Below are 18,147 nucleotides of genomic sequence, written 5' to 3' on the forward strand. Positions count from 1 at the left end.
CAGTGATCAGGCGGCGCAGCGACAGATCGCGCTGGCGACACGGACCAGGTCAACGTGTCGGCGCTCGACGAGGGTGACGGTGCGGTCACCGAGGGGCTGCATGGCACGGGAGCCTCCCTGACGCACCCCGCAGTGTCAAGATCGGTATCCGGATACCGAGACACGCGTAGACGGTCACCCTTCGTGCTGTGACATTTCCCGGGGCGTCCCCAATTCGGACCAGTGGTCGACGTCGCCTAGACTCGGTGTTGTGCCTCGTGGTGATGGACGACTCAACCACGACCTGCTCCCCGGCGAGAAGGGCCCCCAGGACGCTTGCGGCGTCTTCGGTGTCTGGGCTCCGGGTGAAGAGGTCGCCAAGCTCACCTATTTCGGACTGTATGCACTGCAGCACCGTGGACAAGAGTCCGCGGGAATCGCTGTGAGCAACGGTTCCCAGATCCTCGTCTTCAAGGACATGGGCCTCGTGTCCCAGGTCTTCGACGAAACCTCCCTGGGTTCTCTCAGGGGTCATATCGCGGTCGGTCACGCCCGCTATTCGACTACCGGCGCCTCCGTCTGGGAGAACGCCCAGCCCACCTTCCGGGCGACCGCCCACGGCTCTCTCGCCCTGGGTCACAACGGCAACCTGGTGAACACCGCCGAGCTCGCCGAGATGGTCGCCGACCTCCCCCGGCAGGACGGCCGCGCCACCCAGGTGGCCGCGACCAACGACACCGACCTGGTGACGGCCCTGCTGGCCGGACAGGTCGACGCCGACGGCAAGCCGCTGACCATCGAGGAGTCCGCCCGCGTGGTGCTCCCGAAGGTCAAGGGAGCCTTCTCGCTCGTCTTCATGGACGAGGGCACCCTCTACACGGCCCGTGACCCGCAGGGCATCCGCCCGCTGGTCCTCGGCCGGCTGGAGCGCGGCTGGGTGGTCGCCAGTGAGACCGCCGCCCTGGACATCGTCGGCGCCAGCTTCGTCCGCGAGGTCGAGCCGGGCGAGCTCATCGCGATCGACGAGAACGGCCTCCGCACCTCCCGATTCGCGGAAGCGAAGCCCAAGGGCTGTGTCTTCGAGTACGTCTACCTGGCCCGTCCGGACACGGACATCGCCGGCCGGAACGTCTACCTCAGCCGGGTCGAGATGGGCCGCCGCCTCGCCAAGGAGGCGCCCGCAGACGCCGACCTGGTGATAGCGACGCCGGAGTCGGGTACCCCCGCCGCCGTCGGATACGCCGAGGCCAGCGGGATTCCGTACGGCTCCGGCCTGGTGAAGAACGCCTATGTCGGCCGGACCTTCATCCAGCCGTCCCAGACGATCCGCCAGCTGGGCATCCGCTTGAAGCTGAACCCCCTGAAGGAAGTCATCCGGGGCAAGCGCCTGGTGGTCGTCGACGACTCCATCGTCCGCGGCAACACCCAGCGCGCGCTCGTCCGGATGCTCCGCGAGGCCGGCGCGGCCGAGGTCCACATCCGGATCTCCTCCCCGCCCGTGAAGTGGCCCTGCTTCTTCGGCATCGACTTCGCGACCCGCGCCGAGCTGATCGCCAACGGCATGACCGTCGAGGAGATCGGCACCTCGCTGGGCGCCGACTCCCTCGCGTACATCTCCCTCGACTCCATGATCGAGGCGACGACGATCCAGAAGCCCAACCTCTGCCGTGCCTGCTTCGACGGCGAGTACCCGATGGAGCTGCCCGATCCGGAGCTCCTCGGCAAGCAGCTGCTGGAGACCGAGCTGGCCGGCGGTACCGACGCCGCCGACGCGCTCCGTCGTCCGTAGCGGGACGGGTCACGGGCCGTCCGGTCCGTGACCGCCCGTAACCCCTCACGCAGTACGACACGAAAGTTCTCTCTCCCATGTCAGAGACCACCGGTGCCAGCTACGCGTCCGCGGGCGTCGACATCGAAGCGGGCGACCGCGCCGTCGAGCTCATGAAGGAGTGGGTGAAGAAGACCCAGCGCCCCGAGGTCCTCGGCGGCCTCGGCGGATTCGCCGGACTCTTCGACGCCTCCGCCCTCAAGCGCTACGAGCGGCCGCTGCTCGCCTCCGCCACCGACGGGGTCGGCACCAAGGTCGACATCGCCCGCCAGATGGGCGTGTACGACACCATCGGCCACGACCTGGTCGCCATGGTGATGGACGACATCGTCGTCTGCGGTGCCGAGCCGCTGTTCATGACGGACTACATCTGCGTCGGCAAGGTCCACCCGGAGCGGGTCGCGCAGATCGTCAAGGGCATCGCCGAGGGCTGTGTGCTGGCCGGCTGCGCGCTGGTCGGCGGCGAGACCGCCGAGCACCCGGGCCTGCTCGGACCGGACGACTTCGACGTGGCCGGGGCCGGCACGGGTGTGGTCGAGTACGACGCCCTGCTCGGCGCCGATCGCATTCGGACGGGTGACGCGGTCATCGCGATGGCGTCGTCCGGCCTTCACTCGAACGGGTACTCGCTGGTCCGGCACGTCCTCTTCGACCGGGCCGGACTGTCCCTGGACCGGGAGGTCCCGGAGTTCGGCCGGACCCTCGGCGAGGAGCTCCTGGAGCCGACCAAGATCTACTCGCTGGACTGCCTGGCCCTCACCCGTACGGCCGAGGTGCACGCCTACTCGCACATCACCGGCGGCGGCCTCGCGGCCAACCTGGCCCGGGTGATCCCGGACCACCTGCATGCCACCGTCGACCGTTCGACCTGGACCCCGGGCGCGGTGTTCGACCTGGTCGGCAAGGCCGGCCGGGTGGAGCAGCTGGAGCTGGAGAAGACCCTGAACATGGGCGTCGGCATGATGGCCGTCGTACCGCAGGAGTCGGTGGACGTGGCCCTGACCGTACTGGCCGACCGCGGGGTCGACGCCTGGGTCGCGGGCGCGATCACCGAGCGCGGCGACCACGCCGAGGGTGCGGCCCTGACGGGTTCCTACGCGAGCTGAGCAGCGCCGAAACCCGGTCCGGGGCGATGCCCTGGACCGGGTTTCAGTGTGTGATGCCTCGTGTGCGAAGCGGTGAGCGAGGTGGGCGCGTCAAGCGCCGCGACGATGCTGCGACGGGCCGGACTCGTCGTCCTCGTCCTCGTCGTCATCGTTGTACAGCTCCGCGTAGCGGGCGTACGGGTCGTCCTCGTCCTCGTCGTCGTCCTCGAACGGCTCGCCATTCGGCGGCTGCTGCGAGAGCGGTTGCGAAGTCGATGCGCCCAGCTCGCTGGCCAGACGCGTCAGATCAGTCCCGCCGCTGCTGTACTTCAGCTGGCGGGCGACCTTCGTCTGCTTGGCCTTTGCCCGGCCGCGCCCCATGGCTCGACCCCCTCGGTGACGGGGCTCGACGGCCCCAGAGTCTTGACACGCGTTCATGGTTCGGAGCGGGCTCTCCGTGGAGAGACCGTCCTTAGGGCTTTAACGGTACCTGCTTCCGCGGCCATACGGTACGCCGCCCGCATGACGTGCCCCGTCGCAGTGACCATGAGACGCCCTGTACTCGCTGGTCAGCTGCGATTTTAACCCTTTATTGGCGGGCGACCCGCCGAAGTGCAGTGAGTCTTCTCTCGCCGCACCCCGGCGGGCGCAACCAGGGGGTCTTGACGCCTACGCCTTACGGGCGGCGGCGCGGGCGTCCGCCATCCGCTGCTCGGCGATCCGGTCGGCCGCGGCGGCCGGCGGAATCCCATCGGCCTTCGCGCGTGCAAAGATTTCGAGCGTGGTGTCGAAGATCTTGGTCGCCTTGACCTTGCACCGGTCGAAGTCGAAGCCGTGCAGCTCGTCGGCGACCTGGATCACGCCGCCCGCGTTGACCACGTAGTCGGGCGCGTAGAGGATCCCGCGGTCCGCGAGGTCCTTCTCGACGCCTGCGTGCGCGAGCTGGTTGTTCGCCGCGCCGCAGACCACCTTGGCGGTCAGCACCGGCACCGAGTCGTCGTTCAGGGCGCCGCCCAGCGCGCAGGGGGCGTAGATGTCCAGGCCCGGCGTGCGGATCAGGGCGTCGGTGTCGGGCGCGGCCGTGACCTTGCCCGGGTGCTTGTCGAGGATCCGCTGCACCGACTCCTGGCGGACGTCCGTGATCACGACCTCGGCGCCGTCCGAGAGGAGGTGCTCGACCAGGTAGTGGCCGACCTTGCCGACGCCCACCACGCCGACCTTGCGGCCGCGCAGGGTCGGGTCGCCCCACAGGTGCTGGGCGCTGGCGCGCATGCCCTGGAAGACGCCGTAGGCGGTGAGCACCGAGGAGTCGCCGGCGCCGCCGTTCTCGGGGGAGCGGCCGGTCGCCCAGCGGGTCTCGCGGGCCACCACGTCCATGTCGGCGACGTAGGTGCCGACGTCGCAGGCGGTGACGTAGCGGCCGCCCAGGGACTCGACGAACCGGCCGTAGGCCAGCAGGAGTTCCTCGGACTTGATCACGTCGGGGTCGCCGATGATCACGGCCTTGCCGCCGCCGTGGTCGAGCCCGGCGAGGGCGTTCTTGTACGACATGCCCCGCGCGAGGTTCAGCGCGTCGAGGACGGCCTCCTCGTCGGAGGCGTACGCGTGGAAGCGCGTGCCGCCGAGGGCGGGGCCCAGCGCGGTGGAGTGGATGGCGATGACGGCCTTGAGACCGGTTTCACGGTCCTGGCACAGCACGACCTGCTCGTGGCCGCCCTGCTCCGTGCGGAACAGGGTGTGCAGGACGCCGTCGGTCATTTCGGTCACGGTGGTGACTCCCATGGAAGAGATGCGGCGGTGACCCTCCTGAGGGTGGGGAGAGTCTGTAGGAGCAGCGTAAGACCTGGGCGGTCGGGCGCGGAGGGGAGTGGCCCGGATCACCCTCCCGGACGTCGTCCCGGGGTACCCCCGTCCCGCGGAGTAGGCCGGGTGTGCGCGGAGTAGCTCCGGGCGGCGCGGGGGAAGAGTCGTGGGTGAGCGAATCCAGCGATCTCCCGGTCCCCTCCGCGCGTTCGGCACCGACCGTCCCGTACGCCTCCTACCTGCGCGTTTACGAGCCGCTGGCGGCCTTCCCGGAGCCGGAGCGGACGCACTGGGCGGAATACGTCCGGCGGTCGGACCGGCCCACGGCGCAGGACGAACTGCGACGCTCGCTGGCGGAGTTGGTGCGGGTCCCGCCGTCGGCGGTGCCCGAGCGGGAGAGCTCGGACGCCTTCGCCGAGGAGGTGGACGGGGTGGTTCTGGTATGCCCGTGGCGGACCCGGCTGCGCGGCTGGCTGGCGCTGGAGGAACTGGTCGCGGACTTCCCGCGGCCGGTGCTGGACGCGGCGGTTCCGCCGGGGGTGCGGCAGCGGGCGGCGGAGGAGTACGGGCGCTGGCGGGAGCGGAACCCCGATGCCCGGCCGTGGATCCGCACGGGGGTGTGGCAGGTGCCGCTGCGCTGGTTCGTGCTGGTCGCGGACGAGGAACGGGAGTACGTGCCGGGGGAAGTGCTGCGCTACCGGACGCCGATGGTGCAGGCCCGGCGGCGGCTGGCGCGCGGGCTGCGGACGCTGCGCGAGGCGGAGGGCTACGCGGGCCTGGCCGACGGCCTGGTGGAGGTCGGCAGCTGGCTGGAGGAGTTCCACCCGAGGTCGATGGTGGAGCTGGACTACGGCGGGCTGGTGCACGCGCTGGCGCCGGCCCGGCTGGCCGCCGACCGGTCGGCGGCGGACCTGGCGGCGGGGCTGGCGGCGCTGCGCGCGGGGGACGCGGAGGGGGCCCGGGCGGTGTACGGGGGGCTGGCCGAGCGGTGGCGGACGGTCAGGGAGAGGCTCTTTGCCAACTGAACGAGACGCGCGTCACGTCCCGGAGGGAGAGACGCGTCACGTTTTGGAAGGGAGACTCTTTGCCAGCCGGCGTGTCGGCCGGGGAGGGATCCTCCGCGGTCGGAGGGGCACCCCGGGCGGAGGGCCGGCGCGGTCCTGTCGCCCGGACGGGGGCCCGGAGGGGAGCCCGGACGGGAACTCCCCACCACATGCCGCGTGTCGGTGCTATCGGTCCAATGGGCACAATCGGGGATCATGGACCAGAACTCCGGCATTGGGGTCCTGGTGCCAGGACCTACGTCCCGATACGGGCCATTGGCCCAAGCGTGACGGACCGCACTAACCACACCCTTGCGCCGTTCCCCTACCCTCGTGCCAAAATAGGACAAGGAGTCCGGGGAGGGTTCCTTCCGTCCAACTAAGGGCGGAATGCTCGGTATTGCACTCTATGGGGGGTCTCGCGACTCCTGATCGCTCTGTGACTGATCGTTACGGTGGGGTGACTGTCCGTTATGGGCGGGTCCATCGGCTTCCGCCGCTGATGAACACCTCGGAGGGCAATTCCGTCGGTTTGGCCGACGAGGCTGGACAGATGGTGTAGTTGTAGTGCCGAGGACAAGCCGTTCGTCCTATAACCGACTCGGCCCTCGTCTGTCCATTTCGGGCAACGCGGGCCAAGGTGCAGAATTTAGAGGAAAGAACCGAGATGGTTCGGTTCTCCCGAGGAGGCCGCTCATGACCGCTCGCACCCCTGATGCCGAGCCGCTGCTGACCCCGGCTGAGGTCGCCACGATGTTCCGCGTGGACCCGAAGACGGTGACCCGCTGGGCCAAGGCCGGCAAGCTGACGTCCATCCGCACCCTGGGTGGACATCGCCGTTACCGCGAGGCCGAGGTTCGCGCTCTGCTCGCGGGGATCCCGCAGCAGCGCAGCGAGGCGTAAGGCCGCGCAGCACCCGTAGCACCCCGCTTCACCGGGTTCGAACGGATCCCCCAATCCGATGTGACCCACCCTGCTTCACCGACTGGGCCTGCCCCAACAGGTTCACCACGTCGTTCGGTCGCGCTGGACTCCGCCGGGTCCAGCGCGATCTTTTTTGTTCCCCGGGCCCCTCGTGCGCTCACTGGCGGGCGCGCTTGCAGTGAGGTGCCATTGCACATATTAAATTGAGGGGGCGTAGGGGTGCGATAAATGTGGGCGTCTCAGAAATTCGTGTGGTGACCCCTGTCACAGTGGATCACTCTTGTGTGCCGGGCGGTGCACTCGTAAGGGGGATTCTCGTCCCCCGTCGGTGCCGGTGTCCCCGGAAACGGGAAACGCGCGAAAGCGAAACCGCGAGGAAGCCGGAGCGCGCGGAAGCGGGAGCATGTGGAAGCGGGAGCGGGACCAGGCGGAAGCGGGACCATGCAGAAGCGCGTATGCGCGAGTACGCGTGGAAGCGAAAACGACTCAGGGCCCGTATCCATGGGATACGGGCCCTGAGCCTTTTGTTGCGATCCTGACGGGACTTGAACCCGCGACCTCCACCTTGACAGGGTGGCGAGCTAACCAACTGCTCCACAGGACCTTGGTTGCGAGTCAGACTGTACAGCAGTTCTGGGGTCCAGGTCGAACCGGCTCACGGCGCCGCCGCGTCCACCGCCTTCACGATCCGCTTGTCGGAGATCGGGTACGCCGTCCCCAGCGCGTGCGCGAAATAGCTGACGCGGAGTTCCTCGATCATCCAGCGGATCTCCGTCACCTGCGCGGGCACCGGCCGGCCCTTGGGCAACTGCTCCAGCAGCCAGGCGTACTCGTCCTGCATCTCGTGGACCTTCTCCATGCGCGTGGTGTCGCGCTGGACCGCCGTGGGCATCTGCTGCAGCCGCCGGTCCGCCGCCACCAGGTAGCGCATCAGGTCCGGCAGCCGCTTCAGTCCGGTCAGCGTCACGAAACCGGCCGGCACGAGGGCCGTCAGCTGCGTCCTGACGTCCTGGAGGTTGTTGACCAGCACCAGGCTCTGCGTGGCCTTCAGACGGCGCTCACAGGCCTGCCAGGCGGCCAGGATCTGCTGCACCTGCCCGACCGTGCGCACGGTGGCGTCCACCAGGTCGGCCCGTACGGCGTCGAAGAGCTTCCGGAAGCCGGCCTCGTCCCAGGCCGGGCCGCCGTGGTCGGCGATCAGCTTGTCGGCCGCGGCCGTCGCGCAGTCGTCGAACAGCGCCTGGACCGACCCGTGCGGGTTCCGGGACAGGGCCAGCTTCTGCTGGTTGGTCAGCTTCTCGGAGGCGAACTTCGCCGGGTTCACCGGGATGTTCAGCATGATCAGCTTCCGGGTGCCCAGCCACATCGCCCGCTCCTGCTCGGCCTCCGTGTCGAAGAGCCGTACGGACACGCTGTCGCCCGCGTCGACCAGGGCCGGGAACGCCTTCACCGGCTGCCCGGCCCGCCGGGTCTCGAACACCCTGGTGAGCGAGCCGATGGTCCAGTCGGTCAGTCCGGTGCGCTCCAGGGACTCCCCGCCCGAGCGCTCGGCGGTGGCCGCGGCCGCCTTGGACAGCGCCTGGCGGGCCTTGGGCTTCAGCTGCAGCCGCAGGGCCTCCAGGTCCTTGTCCTCGGCGAGCTTCCGGCGGCGCTCGTCAACGATCCGGAACGTGATCTTCAGATGGTCCGGGATCCGGGAGAGGTCGAAGTCGTCGGCGGACACCGGCACTCCGACCATCCGCTGGAGCTCCCGGGCCAGCGCCACCACCAGCGGCTCCCGCAGTGCCGGGCCGCCCTCGGAGGCACCGGCCGCCACCGTCGCCAGGAAGCGGCCCGCGAAGTTCGGCGCGGGCACGTAGTGCCGGCGGACCGGCTTGGGCAGGGACCGGATCAGCTCCGTGACGACCTCTTCCCGCAGACCCGGGATCTGCCAGTCGAAGCCCTCCTCGGTGACCTGGTTCAGCACCTGGAGCGGAACGTGCACGGTCACGCCGTCCGCGTCCGCACCCGGCTCGAACTGGTAGGTGACCTTGAACTTCAGGGCGCCCTGGCGCCAGGTGTCCGGGTAGTCGGCCTTGGTGACCCCGGCCGCCTTCTCGGTGAGCAGCATCTCCCGCTCGAAGTCGAGGAGCTCGGGCTCCTCGCCGCGCTTGTGCTTCCACCAGGAGTCGAAGTGCGCCCCGGACACGACGTGTTCGGGGATCCGCTGGTCGTAGAAGTCGAAGAGGGTCTCGTCGTCCACCACGATGTCGCGGCGCCGGGCCCGGTGTTCGAGCTCCTCGACCTCGGTGAGCAGCTTGCGGTTGTCGGCGTAGAACTTGTGGTGGGTCCGCCAGTCGCCCTCGACCAGCGCGTTCCGGATGAACAGCTCCCGGGAGACCTCCGCGTCGATCCGCCCGTAGTTGATCTTCCGCTGGGCGACGATCGGGACCCCGTACAGGGTCACCCGCTCGTACGCCATCACGGCCGCCTGGTCCTTCTCCCAGTGCGGCTCGCTGTACGCCCGCTTGATCAGGTGCTGGGCGAGCGGCTCCACCCACTCCGGCTCCACCTTGGCGTTGACCCGGGCCCACAGCCGCGAGGTCTCCACCAACTCCGCCGACATCACGAACTTGGGCTGCTTCTTGAACAGCGCCGAGCCCGGGAAGACCGCGAACTTCGCCGACCGGGCACCGAGGTACTCGTTCTTGTCGGTGTCCTTGAGGCCGATGTGCGAGAGCAGGCCGGCCAGCAGCGACACGTGCACGTGCTGCTCGGGGGCGTCCTCCTCGTTGAGGTGGATTCCCATGGTCTTGGCGACCGTGCGCAGCTGGGAGTAGATGTCCTGCCACTCCCGGATCCGCAGGAAGTTCAGGTACTCCTGCCGGCACATCCGGCGGAACGAGGACGAGCCGCGCTCCTTCTGCTGCTCGCGGACGTACCGCCACAGGTTGAGGAAGGCCAGGAAGTCGGAGGTCTCGTCCTTGAACCGGGCGTGCTGCTGGTCGGCCTGGGTCTGCTTGTCCGAGGGCCGCTCGCGCGGGTCCTGGATGGACAGGGCCGCGGCGATCACCATCACCTCGCGGGCGCAGCCGTTCTTTTCGGCCTCGATGACCATCCGGGCCAGGCGCGGGTCCACGGGCAGCTGGGCGAGCTTGCGGCCCATCGGCGTGAGCCGCTTCTTCGGATCCTTCTCCGCCGGGTCCAGCGCGTTCAGCTCCTGGAGCAGCTGCACGCCGTCGCGGATGTTGCGGTGGTCCGGCGGGTCGATGAAGGGGAACTTCTCGATCTCGCCGAGACCGGCGGCGGTCATCTGGAGGATGACGGAGGCCAGGTTGGTGCGCAGGATCTCGGCGTCGGTGAACTCCGGACGGGCGTCGAAGTCGTCCTCGGAGTAGAGCCGGATGCAGATGCCGTCGGAGGTACGGCCGCAGCGGCCCTTGCGCTGGTTGGCGCTGGCCTGGGAGATCCGCTCGATGGGGAGCCGCTGCACCTTGGTGCGGTGGCTGTAGCGGGAGATCCGGGCGGTGCCCGGGTCGATCACGTACTTGATGCCCGGGACCGTCAGGGAGGTCTCGGCCACGTTGGTGGCCAGGACGACCCGGCGGCCGGTGTGCGGCTGGAAGACCCGGTGCTGCTCGGCGTGCGAGAGGCGGGCGTAGAGCGGCAGCACCTCGGTGAAGCGGAGCTTCTTCTTGATGAGGGCGTCCGCGGTGTCGCGGATCTCCCGCTCACCGGAGAGGAAGACGAGTATGTCGCCCGGCCCCTCCTTCTGCAGCTCGTCGACGGCGTCGCAGATGGCGGTGATCTGGTCCCGGTCGGACTCCTCGGAATCCTCTTCCAGGAGCGGGCGGTACCGCACCTCCACCGGGTACGTACGGCCGCTGACCTCGACGATCGGGGCGTCGCCGAAGTGCCGGGAGAAACGCTCCGGGTCGATGGTCGCCGAGGTGATCACGACCTTGAGGTCGGGACGCTTCGGCAGCAGCTGGGCGAGGTAGCCCAGGAGGAAGTCGATGTTGAGGCTGCGCTCGTGGGCCTCGTCGATGATGATCGTGTCGTAGGCCCGGAGCTCGCGGTCCGTCTGGATCTCGGCGAGCAGGATGCCGTCCGTCATCAGCTTCACGAAGGTGGCGTCCGGGTCCACCTGGTCGGTGAAGCGGACCTTCCAGCCGACGGTCTGCCCGATCTCGGACTTCAGCTCCTCGGCGATCCGCTCGGCCACCGTGCGGGCGGCGATCCGGCGGGGCTGGGTGTGCCCGATCATGCCCCGGACGCCGCGGCCCAGCTCCATGCAGATCTTGGGGATCTGGGTGGTCTTGCCGGAACCGGTCTCACCGGCGACGATCACCACCTGGTGGTCGCGTATCGCCTCGGCGATCGCGTCCTTCTTCTGGCTGACCGGCAGCGATTCGGGGTAGGTGACCCCGGGCATGCGGGCGGCACGCCGGGCCAGCCGTTCGGCGGCCTTCGCGGCCTCCGCGGCGATCTCGTCGAGCACGGCCTGTTTGGCCTCGGGCTTGCGGATGCGTCGAGCGCCTTCGAGGCGACGGCCGAGCCGGTGAGCGTCGCGGAGCGAGATCTCACCGAGCAGCGTCTGCAGGGCGGCGAAGGAAGTAGACATACGTCTTCGAGGATCTCACCCGGGGCCGCCGGCTGGCGAACCAATTGCGCCCCCCACTTGTAGCATTTGCGGACGAGATCCCCTGAAACGACCAACTGCAGGAGTGAGAGGCCCGTCATGCCCCGCCCCGGGACGCCCGCGTCCAAGAAGTCGCCCAAGCCGCTGCTGATCTCCGCGGGGGTGGTGCTGGTCGCCGTCGCCATGGGGCTGGTCTCCTGGCAGGCCACCGCCCCGGAGCAGAAGGACGAGGGCTGGTTCGCCTATCGGGAGCTCCCCTCCTCGGCCGGGTCCTCCAAGGAGCCCGGGCGCACCGGCGGCACCGGGGACGCGCCCCGGGCGGACCTGCTCGCCCTGGCCCGCCGGGACGCCGGGGACCAGCTGGCCGTGGGCCGGGCGGACGCCCCGGTGGTGCTGATCGAGTACGCCGACTACCGGTGCGGCTACTGCGGCAAGTTCGCGCGCGACAGCGAGCCCGGGCTGATCGCCACGTACGTGGAGAAGGGCACCCTCCGCATCGAGTACCGGAACTTCCCGATCTTCGGCGAGGAGTCCGAGGCCGCCGCCCGCGCCGCGTGGGCCGCCGGCCGGCAGGGCCGCTTCCACGCCTTCCACTCCGCCGCCTACGCCAAGGGGGTGAAGGAGAAGGGCTTCGGCGCGGACCGGCTGGCCGAGCTGGCCCGGCAGGCCGGGGTTGCGGACCTGGAACGCTTCAAGGCCGACATGGACGGCACGGCGGCCAGGGAGGCCGTGGGCAGGGACCAGGAGGAGGGGCACCGGATCGGGGTCTCCTCCACCCCGTCCTTCCTGGTCAACGGCGAGCCGATCGCGGGCGCCCTGCCGCCGGCCGAGTTCGAGGAGGCCATCGAGCGGGCCGCGGCGAAGGCGGCCCGCTGATGGAGATCGGGTACCTGGCCGCGCTGCTGGGCGGCCTGCTCGCGCTGCTCTCCCCGTGCAGCGCCCTGCTGCTCCCGGCCTTCTTCGCGTACTCGATCGACTCCGCCTCGCGGCTGCTCGCCCGTACCGCGATCTTCTACGCCGGCCTGGCCAGCACCCTGGTGCCGCTGGGCGCGGCCTCCTCGACCGCCGGGCGGTTCTTCCACGGCCACCGGGACGCCCTGGTGCTGGCCGGCGGCTGGCTGATCATCGTGCTGGGCCTGGCGCAGATCCTGGGCCTGGGCTTCGCCTCCCGGCGGCTCTCCGAGCTCTCCGGCCGGATCCGCCCGGTCACCGTGCTGTCCGTGTACGCCCTGGGCGCCGTCTACGGGCTGGCCGGGTTCTGCGCCGGCCCGATCCTGGGCAGCGTCCTGACCGTGGCCGCGGTGTCCGGCTCCCCGGTCTACGGCGGCCTGCTGCTGGCCGTCTACGCCCTGGGGATGGCGGTGCCGCTGTTCCTGCTGGCGCTGCTCTGGGAGCGGTTCGAGCTGGGGCGGCGGCGCTGGCTGCGCGGGCGGGCCTTCGCCCTGGGCCGCCTGGAGCTGCACACGACCTCGCTGCTGTCCGGGCTGTTCTTCGTCGTGCTGGGCGGGCTGTTCCTGGCGTACGACGGGGCGAGCGCCCTGCCGGGGCTGCTGGACGTGGACGACTCGTTCGCGGTGGAGCAGTGGGTGCGCGGCGCGGCGGACGGGGTGCCGGACTGGGCGGTGCTCGGGCTGGTGGCCGCGGGCGGCCTGGGGGCCGGCCTGGTGCGGTGGCGCCGTGGCGAAGTCCGTCCGGACGAGTGACGCGGGACGGGCGGCGAACGAGGGAGAACGAAGAGGGGAGAACGAAGAAGGCCCCGTCCGATGGACGGGGCCTTCCTTCTTGTGGCTGGGGCCGGGGTCGAACCGGCGACCTATCGCTTTTCAGGCGATCGCTCGTACCAACTGAGCTACCCAGCCACGAGGACTCTTTCGAGCCTCAGCGATCCTGACGGGACTTGAACCCGCGACCTCCACCTTGACAGGGTGGCGAGCTAACCAACTGCTCCACAGGACCATATGTGTGCGAGAACAAGTCTCGCACAGGGTTGTGCGTGCCCCCAACGGGATTCGAACCCGTGCTACCGCCTTGAAAGGGCGGCGTCCTGGGCCACTAGACGATGAGGGCGTGTAGCCGATACTGCTCTGCTTCGTCTGTGCGTCCCCCCAGGGGGCGTGAGAAGCATGTGACTCCGCTTTCCCCCCGAAAGGGTTCCGCTTCTCCTTCGCTCCTTGCGGAGTTCCGGACGGTCAAGCCCTGACCGGTGCCCTTGGGCACGAGCAGACTGTACTACGACGGCTGGACCTGGGCCAAACCGAATCGTGGGGTCCGCCCGGATCAGCCCCAGCCCAGTTCGTGCAGCCTCTCGTCGTCGATACCGAAGTGGTGGGCGATCTCATGGACAACGGTCACGGCAACCTCGTGAACCACGTCGTCCGGGCCCTCGCACATGCGCAGCGTCGGCCCCATGTAGATCGAGATGCGGTCGGGGAGCACTCCGGCGTACCACTCGCCCCGCTCCGTGAGCGGAGTCCCCTCGTAGAGCCCCAGGAGCTCCGGGTCGTCCGCAGGCGGTTCGTCCTCCACGAACACCGCCACGTTGTCCATGATCCGCGTCAGTTCGGGCGGGATCGTGTCCAAGGCATCGGACACCAGTTCTTCGAAGGCTTCTCGCGTCATCTCCAGCACACGGCCATTCTCCGTGAGCGACATCACTTCCAGGGAAGAGGTGCGCGAGACGTCCCCGGCCGGTCGCCCGTCCCGCCGGGGCGTGGTCCGGTGCGCGCGAACGCCGGGCGTGGTGACATGGGAGCCTCCGATCGTCACTCCCTGGGGACGGTCGTGGGTTTCCGGACGGTTCGGTGAGGGATGTTCGACGAGGATTTCCGGGTGCACGAGATCGCCCGCCATTTCGGGGCCGACGACGGCCGCCCGCACGTGCGGGGGTACGGGTGACCCGTCCGGTACCCGGGGCGGAGGCGATCGATCCCGACGTCGACCTCCACGTGCCCGCGCAGCGGGCCGAGCCGCAGGGGCGGGTGCTGGCCGTGGTGGCGGCCGGCGGCGCGCTCGGGGCGGTGGCGCGGTACGCGTTGTCGCTGCTGTGGCCGGTCGTGCCGGGCGGGTTCCCCTGGGCCACCTTCTGGACGAACGTCGTCGGCTGCGCGCTGATCGGCGTGCTGATGGTGCTGGTGAGCGAGGGCGGGCGGACGGCGCACCCACTGGTGCGGCCGTTCCTCGGGACGGGCGTGCTCGGCGGCTTCACCACCTTCTCGACGTACGCCCTGGACTTCGCGCGGCTGCTGGACGAGGGCGCCGCCGGTACGGCGCTGGCGTACGCGGGCGGGACGGTCGTGGGGGCGCTCGGGGCGGTGTGGGCGGCGGCCCTGCTGACCCGGCGGGCCCTGGGGGAGCCCGCGGTCGGCGGCCGTGACGGCCGGGGCGGCCCGGGTGGACGGCGTGGCCGGGGCGGTCTGAGCGGGAGGTCCGGGTGAACTGGCTGCTGGTGGTGGCCGGGGCCGTGATGGGCGCCCCGCTGCGGTACCTGACGGACCGTGCGGTGCAGCTGCGGCACGACTCGGTGTTCCCGTGGGGCACGTTCGTGGTCAACGCGGGCGCCTGCCTGCTGATCGGCGTGCTGGCCGGGGCCTCGCTCGAGGCGGGTCCGTACGCGCTGCTCGGCTCCGGCCTGTGCGGGGCGCTGAGCACGTATTCGACCTTCTCGTACGAGACCCTGCGGCTGGCCGACCGCGGCTGGGGCTTCCTGGCCGCGGCGAACGTGGCGGGGTCGGCGCTGGTCGGGCTGGGCGCCGTGACGCTGGGGTGGCAGGTGGCGGAGCAGCTGGCGGGCCGGGCCTGAGCGCGTCCGACCGCGTACGACCCGCGTACGACCGCGCCGGCTGACCCGGACGCCCCCGACTGCCCGACCGCACCCGATCGCGCCCGACCGCACCTGACCGGGTCGTCCGGGTGTTCGAGGACAGGTTGTGTCCGCAGGGGCGTGTCCCCGGCGGGGCGAAGGGAGTTGGGCAGACCGGCCCGCTGTCCGCGGGCGCTCCGTCGCACTCGCCACCCCCCGGAGGTGCCACCCGTGCGCCAGTTCTCCACCTCCCTCCGACTGGCCGTCACCGCGATCGCGGTCGCGGCGGCGGCGGGCTGCATGAGCGTGAGCGACGATGCCGCGAAGCCCTCGCCGTCCTCGTCGGGCGACCGCCGGGGCGCGGCCGGCGAATCGGGCGGTTCCGGCGGCTCCGGGCGGGGGGCCGGGGGGCACGGTTCCGGGCACGGCAAGCGGACCGGCGCGGAGGGCAAGGACGTGAAGCCGGGCGAGGAGGGCAAGCCGGTCCCGGCCGGGGCCACGCCGAGCCCCGGTGCCTCGCCGGGCGCACCCGGCCGGCCGTCGCCCTCGGCGGGCCCGGCCGGCCCCGGCGGGGCGGCCGGCGGAGCGGGCCCGGGCGGCTCCTCGGGCGGCGGGGGCCAGGGCCCGCAGGACCCGCCGCCCGGGGCCGGTGACTCCGGAGGGTCGGGCGGAGGCGATCCCACCCCGCCCGTGCAGCCGCCGACGCCGGAGCCTCCTGTGACGGAGCCCACACCGACGCCGCCGGTGGACCCCGGGCCCAGCGCGGGGACGGACCCCCAGCCCCAGGCGGCGGGCTGACCGGGGCGGATGCGCCTCCGGGGAGGGGCGTCGTACGGGGCCGATGCGGCCCATCCGCCCTCCGGCCTGCAGATTTGCCATGGTGGGGGAGAGGTGCGTATGGTTATAGATCGTTTGATCCCATTGCCCGGCGCCGAACCCGAAGAGCGCCGCGTGGCGCGTACTCTCCCTTGCCGTGGCTGACCGCATTGAGGCGGTCGCATTTGCGATTCACGGAGTTTGGGCGCGTGCCGAGACTCCGGAAGGTTTTCGCATTCGCATGTCCATTTCCAGTTCTGACCGTGCCGTCATGCCCGAGAACGACTCGATCGAGGCCGTCGACACCACCGAGGCAGTCGAGGCCGTAGAGACCTCCGAGGCCCTCGTGGTCGACGAGACCATCGAGGCGTACGAGGCGGAGATCGCGGCCGACGCCGACGTCGAGGACACCGACGCCGACGCCGACGAGCCGGCCGAGCCGACCATCACCTTCGGGGACCTCGGTCTGCCGGAGGGCGTCGTCCGCAAGCTCGCTCAGAACGGTGTCACCACCCCGTTCCCGATCCAGGCCGCGACCATTCCGGACGCCCTGGCCGGCAAGGACATCCTGGGCCGCGGCCGCACCGGCTCCGGCAAGACCCTCTCCTTCGGCCTCCCGCTGCTGGCCACCCTGTCCGGCGGCCACACGGACAAGAAGAAGCCCCGCGGTGTCATCCTCACCCCGACCCGTGAGCTCGCCATGCAGGTGGCGGACGCCCTCCAGCCCTACGGCGACGTGCTCGGCCTGAAGATGAAGGTCGTCTGCGGCGGTACCTCCATGGGCAACCAGATCTACGCCCTGGAGCGCGGTGTCGACATCCTCGTCGCCACCCCCGGCCGACTGCGCGACATCATCAACCGCGGCGCCTGCTCCCTGGAGGCGGTCCAGGTCGCGGTCCTCGACGAGGCCGACCAGATGGCCGACCTGGGCTTCCTGCCCGAGGTCACCGAGCTGCTCGACCAGGTCCCGACCGGCGGCCAGCGCCTGCTGTTCTCGGCCACCCTCGAGAACGAGATCGACACCCTGGTCAAGCGCTACCTGGTGAACCCGATCACGCACGAGGTCGACCCGTCGGCCGGCGCGGTCACCACCATGACCCACCACGTGCTGGTCGTGAAGCCGAAGGACAAGGCTCCGGTCACCGCCGCCATCGCCGCCCGCAAGGGCCGCACCATCATCTTCGTCCGCACCCAGCTGGGCGCCGACCGCGTCGCCGAGCAGCTGCGCGACGCCGGCGTGAAGTCGGACGCGCTGCACGGCGGCATGACCCAGGGCGCCCGTACCCGCACCCTGGCCGACTTCAAGGACGGCTACGTCAACGTCCTGGTCGCCACCGACGTCGCCGCACGCGGCATCCACGTCGACGGCATCGACCTGGTGCTGAACGTGGACCCGGCCGGTGACCACAAGGACTACCTGCACCGCTCGGGCCGTACCGCCCGTGCCGGCCGCTCCGGCGTCGTGGTCTCCCTGGCCCTGCCGCACCAGCGCCGCCAGATCTTCCGTCTGATGGAGGACGCGGGCGTGGACGCCTCGCGCCACATCGTCGGCGGGGCGGGCGCGTTCGACCCGGAGGTCGCCGAGATCACCGGCGCCCGTTCGCTCACCGAGGTCCAGGCGGACTCCGCGAGCAACGCCGCCAAGCAGGCCGAGCGTGAGGTCGCCGAGCTGACCAAGCAGCTGGAGCGCCTCCAGAAGCGGGCCGGCGAGCTCCGCGACGAGGCCGAGCGCCTGGTCGCCCGCGCCGCCCGCGAGCGCGGCGAGGACCCGGAGGCCGCCGTGGCCGAGGCGGCGGAGGCCGCCGAGGCGGAGCTGGCCCAGGCCGTCGCCGCCGCTGCGGCCGAGGCCGAGCGCGCCGAGCGTGCCGAGCGCGCCGAGCGCCGCGACGAGCGGGGCAACTTCGAGCGCCGCGACCGCCGTGACGACCGTGGCGGTGACCGTGGTGGCTTCCGCCGCGATGACCGTGGCGACCGCGGTGGCGACCGTGGCGGGTTCCGCCGCGACGACCGTGGCGACCGCGGCGGTGACCGTGGTGGCTTCCGCCGTGACGACAACCGTGGCGACCGTGGCTTCGAGCGTCGTGACGACAACCGTGGCGGCTTCCGCCGTGACGACCGTCGTGACGACAACCGCGGTGGTGGCTTCAACCGTGACCGCCGTGACGACAACCGTGGCGACCGTGGCTTCGAGCGTCGTGACGACAACCGTGGCGGCTTCCGCCGTGACGACCGTCGTGACGACAACCGCG

The 18,147-nt window shown here is 70.7% G+C and carries 15 protein-coding genes and 4 tRNA genes; 10 read left to right on the top strand and 9 right to left on the bottom strand.

Annotation, left to right across the window (positions count from 1 at the left end):
* Positions 1–6: 6 nt before the first annotated feature.
* Entirely contained in the window at positions 7–102 is a 96-nt protein-coding gene (locus tag AB0O36_RS10260) for a putative leader peptide (RefSeq protein WP_365106838.1), read from the bottom strand.
* Between the two features lie 148 nt (positions 103–250).
* On the opposite strand from AB0O36_RS10260, the gene purF reads away from it, so the two are divergent.
* Both purF and purM read left to right on the top strand, forming a co-directional pair.
* Entirely contained in the window at positions 251–1,768 is a 1,518-nt protein-coding gene (gene purF / locus AB0O36_RS10265) for an amidophosphoribosyltransferase (RefSeq protein ID WP_365106840.1), read from the top strand.
* Between the two features lie 77 nt (positions 1,769–1,845).
* The gene (purM, locus tag AB0O36_RS10270; RefSeq protein WP_365106843.1) at positions 1,846–2,913 is read left to right on the top strand and encodes a phosphoribosylformylglycinamidine cyclo-ligase; all 1,068 of its coding nucleotides are present in this window, start codon (positions 1,846–1,848) and stop codon (positions 2,911–2,913) included.
* 90 nt (positions 2,914–3,003) lie between these two features.
* Here the strand turns inward: purM and AB0O36_RS10275 are convergent, their stop codons facing one another.
* On the bottom strand, positions 3,004–3,273 hold the full coding sequence (locus tag AB0O36_RS10275; RefSeq protein WP_365106846.1) for a DUF3073 domain-containing protein: 270 nt from the start codon (positions 3,271–3,273) through the stop codon (positions 3,004–3,006).
* Between the two features lie 288 nt (positions 3,274–3,561).
* Positions 3,562–4,659, bottom strand: coding sequence for a Glu/Leu/Phe/Val dehydrogenase dimerization domain-containing protein (locus tag AB0O36_RS10280; protein ID WP_365106849.1), 1,098 nt, complete (start codon positions 4,657–4,659; stop codon positions 3,562–3,564).
* 206 nt (positions 4,660–4,865) lie between these two features.
* Here AB0O36_RS10280 and AB0O36_RS10285 point away from each other — a divergent pair, with 206 nt between their 5' ends.
* Positions 4,866–5,720 carry a hypothetical protein gene (locus AB0O36_RS10285; protein ID WP_365106852.1) on the top strand — a complete coding sequence of 285 codons (855 nt, stop codon included), beginning with the start codon at positions 4,866–4,868 and terminating at the stop codon, positions 5,718–5,720.
* A gap of 714 nt (positions 5,721–6,434) precedes the next feature.
* Positions 6,435–6,641 carry a developmental transcriptional regulator BldC gene (bldC, locus tag AB0O36_RS10290; RefSeq protein ID WP_003949541.1) on the top strand — a complete coding sequence of 69 codons (207 nt, stop codon included), beginning with the start codon at positions 6,435–6,437 and terminating at the stop codon, positions 6,639–6,641.
* A 551-nt stretch (positions 6,642–7,192) separates the two neighbouring features.
* Here the strand turns inward: bldC and AB0O36_RS10295 are convergent.
* Positions 7,193–7,266: transfer RNA gene (locus AB0O36_RS10295), tRNA-Asp, on the bottom strand.
* Between the two features lie 51 nt (positions 7,267–7,317).
* Positions 7,318–11,265 (bottom strand): ATP-dependent RNA helicase HrpA, encoded by a 3,948-nt coding sequence (gene hrpA / locus AB0O36_RS10300; protein ID WP_365106855.1) that lies wholly within the window; start codon positions 11,263–11,265, stop codon positions 7,318–7,320.
* 117 nt (positions 11,266–11,382) lie between these two features.
* Between hrpA and AB0O36_RS10305 the strand changes: the two genes are divergently transcribed.
* On the top strand, positions 11,383–12,159 hold the full coding sequence (locus AB0O36_RS10305) for a thioredoxin domain-containing protein (protein WP_365106858.1): 777 nt from the start codon (positions 11,383–11,385) through the stop codon (positions 12,157–12,159).
* Positions 12,159–12,986, top strand: coding sequence for a cytochrome c biogenesis CcdA family protein (locus AB0O36_RS10310; RefSeq protein WP_365106861.1), 828 nt, complete (start codon positions 12,159–12,161; stop codon positions 12,984–12,986). The genes AB0O36_RS10305 and AB0O36_RS10310 overlap by 1 nt, the downstream gene beginning before the upstream one ends.
* 82 nt (positions 12,987–13,068) lie before the next feature.
* On the opposite strand, the gene AB0O36_RS10315 is transcribed toward AB0O36_RS10310, so the two are convergent.
* The 4 genes from AB0O36_RS10315 to AB0O36_RS10330 all read right to left on the bottom strand — a co-directional run bounded on the left by AB0O36_RS10315 (position 13,069) and on the right by AB0O36_RS10330 (position 13,911).
* Positions 13,069–13,142 (bottom strand) — tRNA-Phe (locus tag AB0O36_RS10315).
* Positions 13,143–13,165: 23 nt separating this feature from the next.
* Positions 13,166–13,239 (bottom strand) — tRNA-Asp (locus tag AB0O36_RS10320).
* Positions 13,240–13,277: 38 nt separating this feature from the next.
* A tRNA-Glu gene (locus AB0O36_RS10325) sits at positions 13,278–13,350 on the bottom strand.
* Positions 13,351–13,560: 210 nt separating this feature from the next.
* Complete coding sequence (locus AB0O36_RS10330) at positions 13,561–13,911, bottom strand: metallopeptidase family protein (protein ID WP_365106864.1); 351 nt, start codon at positions 13,909–13,911, stop codon at positions 13,561–13,563.
* A 293-nt stretch (positions 13,912–14,204) separates the two neighbouring features.
* On the opposite strand from AB0O36_RS10330, the gene AB0O36_RS10335 reads away from it, so the two are divergent.
* The 4 genes from AB0O36_RS10335 to AB0O36_RS10350 all read left to right on the top strand — a co-directional run.
* Positions 14,205–14,717: a CrcB family protein gene (locus AB0O36_RS10335; RefSeq protein WP_365106929.1), complete on the top strand. Its 513-nt coding sequence runs from the start codon at positions 14,205–14,207 to the stop codon at positions 14,715–14,717.
* Positions 14,714–15,082 (top strand): CrcB family protein, encoded by a 369-nt coding sequence (locus AB0O36_RS10340; protein WP_365106867.1) that lies wholly within the window; start codon positions 14,714–14,716, stop codon positions 15,080–15,082. Before AB0O36_RS10335 ends, AB0O36_RS10340 begins: the two co-directional genes overlap by 4 nt.
* Before the next feature lie 231 nt (positions 15,083–15,313).
* Positions 15,314–15,880, top strand: a complete 567-nt coding sequence (locus AB0O36_RS10345; protein WP_365106870.1) for a hypothetical protein — start codon at positions 15,314–15,316, stop codon at positions 15,878–15,880.
* A 259-nt stretch (positions 15,881–16,139) separates the two neighbouring features.
* Positions 16,140–18,147: DEAD/DEAH box helicase (locus AB0O36_RS10350; protein WP_365106873.1), on the top strand; the 2,008-nt coding region annotated here is incomplete at its 3' end.

The sequence above is a fragment of the Streptomyces sp. NPDC089799 genome, from assembly GCF_040684755.1.
GTDB lineage: Bacteria > Actinomycetota > Actinomycetes > Streptomycetales > Streptomycetaceae > Streptomyces.

Excerpts from the sequence above, each read along its gene's own strand:
- AB0O36_RS10305 (WP_365106858.1), top strand. The coding sequence starts at position 11,383 with ATGCCCCGCCCCGGGACGCCCGCGTCCAAGAAGTCGCCCAAGCCGCTG.
- hrpA (WP_365106855.1), bottom strand. The coding sequence starts at position 11,265 with ATGTCTACTTCCTTCGCCGCCCTGCAGACGCTGCTCGGTGAGATCTCG.
- AB0O36_RS10260 (WP_365106838.1), bottom strand. The coding sequence starts at position 102 with ATGCAGCCCCTCGGTGACCGCACCGTCACCCTCGTCGAGCGCCGACAC.
- AB0O36_RS10275 (WP_365106846.1), bottom strand. The coding sequence starts at position 3,273 with ATGGGGCGCGGCCGGGCAAAGGCCAAGCAGACGAAGGTCGCCCGCCAG.
- purM (WP_365106843.1), top strand. The coding sequence starts at position 1,846 with ATGTCAGAGACCACCGGTGCCAGCTACGCGTCCGCGGGCGTCGACATC.
- AB0O36_RS10310 (WP_365106861.1), top strand. The coding sequence starts at position 12,159 with ATGGAGATCGGGTACCTGGCCGCGCTGCTGGGCGGCCTGCTCGCGCTG.
- bldC (WP_003949541.1), top strand. The coding sequence starts at position 6,435 with ATGACCGCTCGCACCCCTGATGCCGAGCCGCTGCTGACCCCGGCTGAG.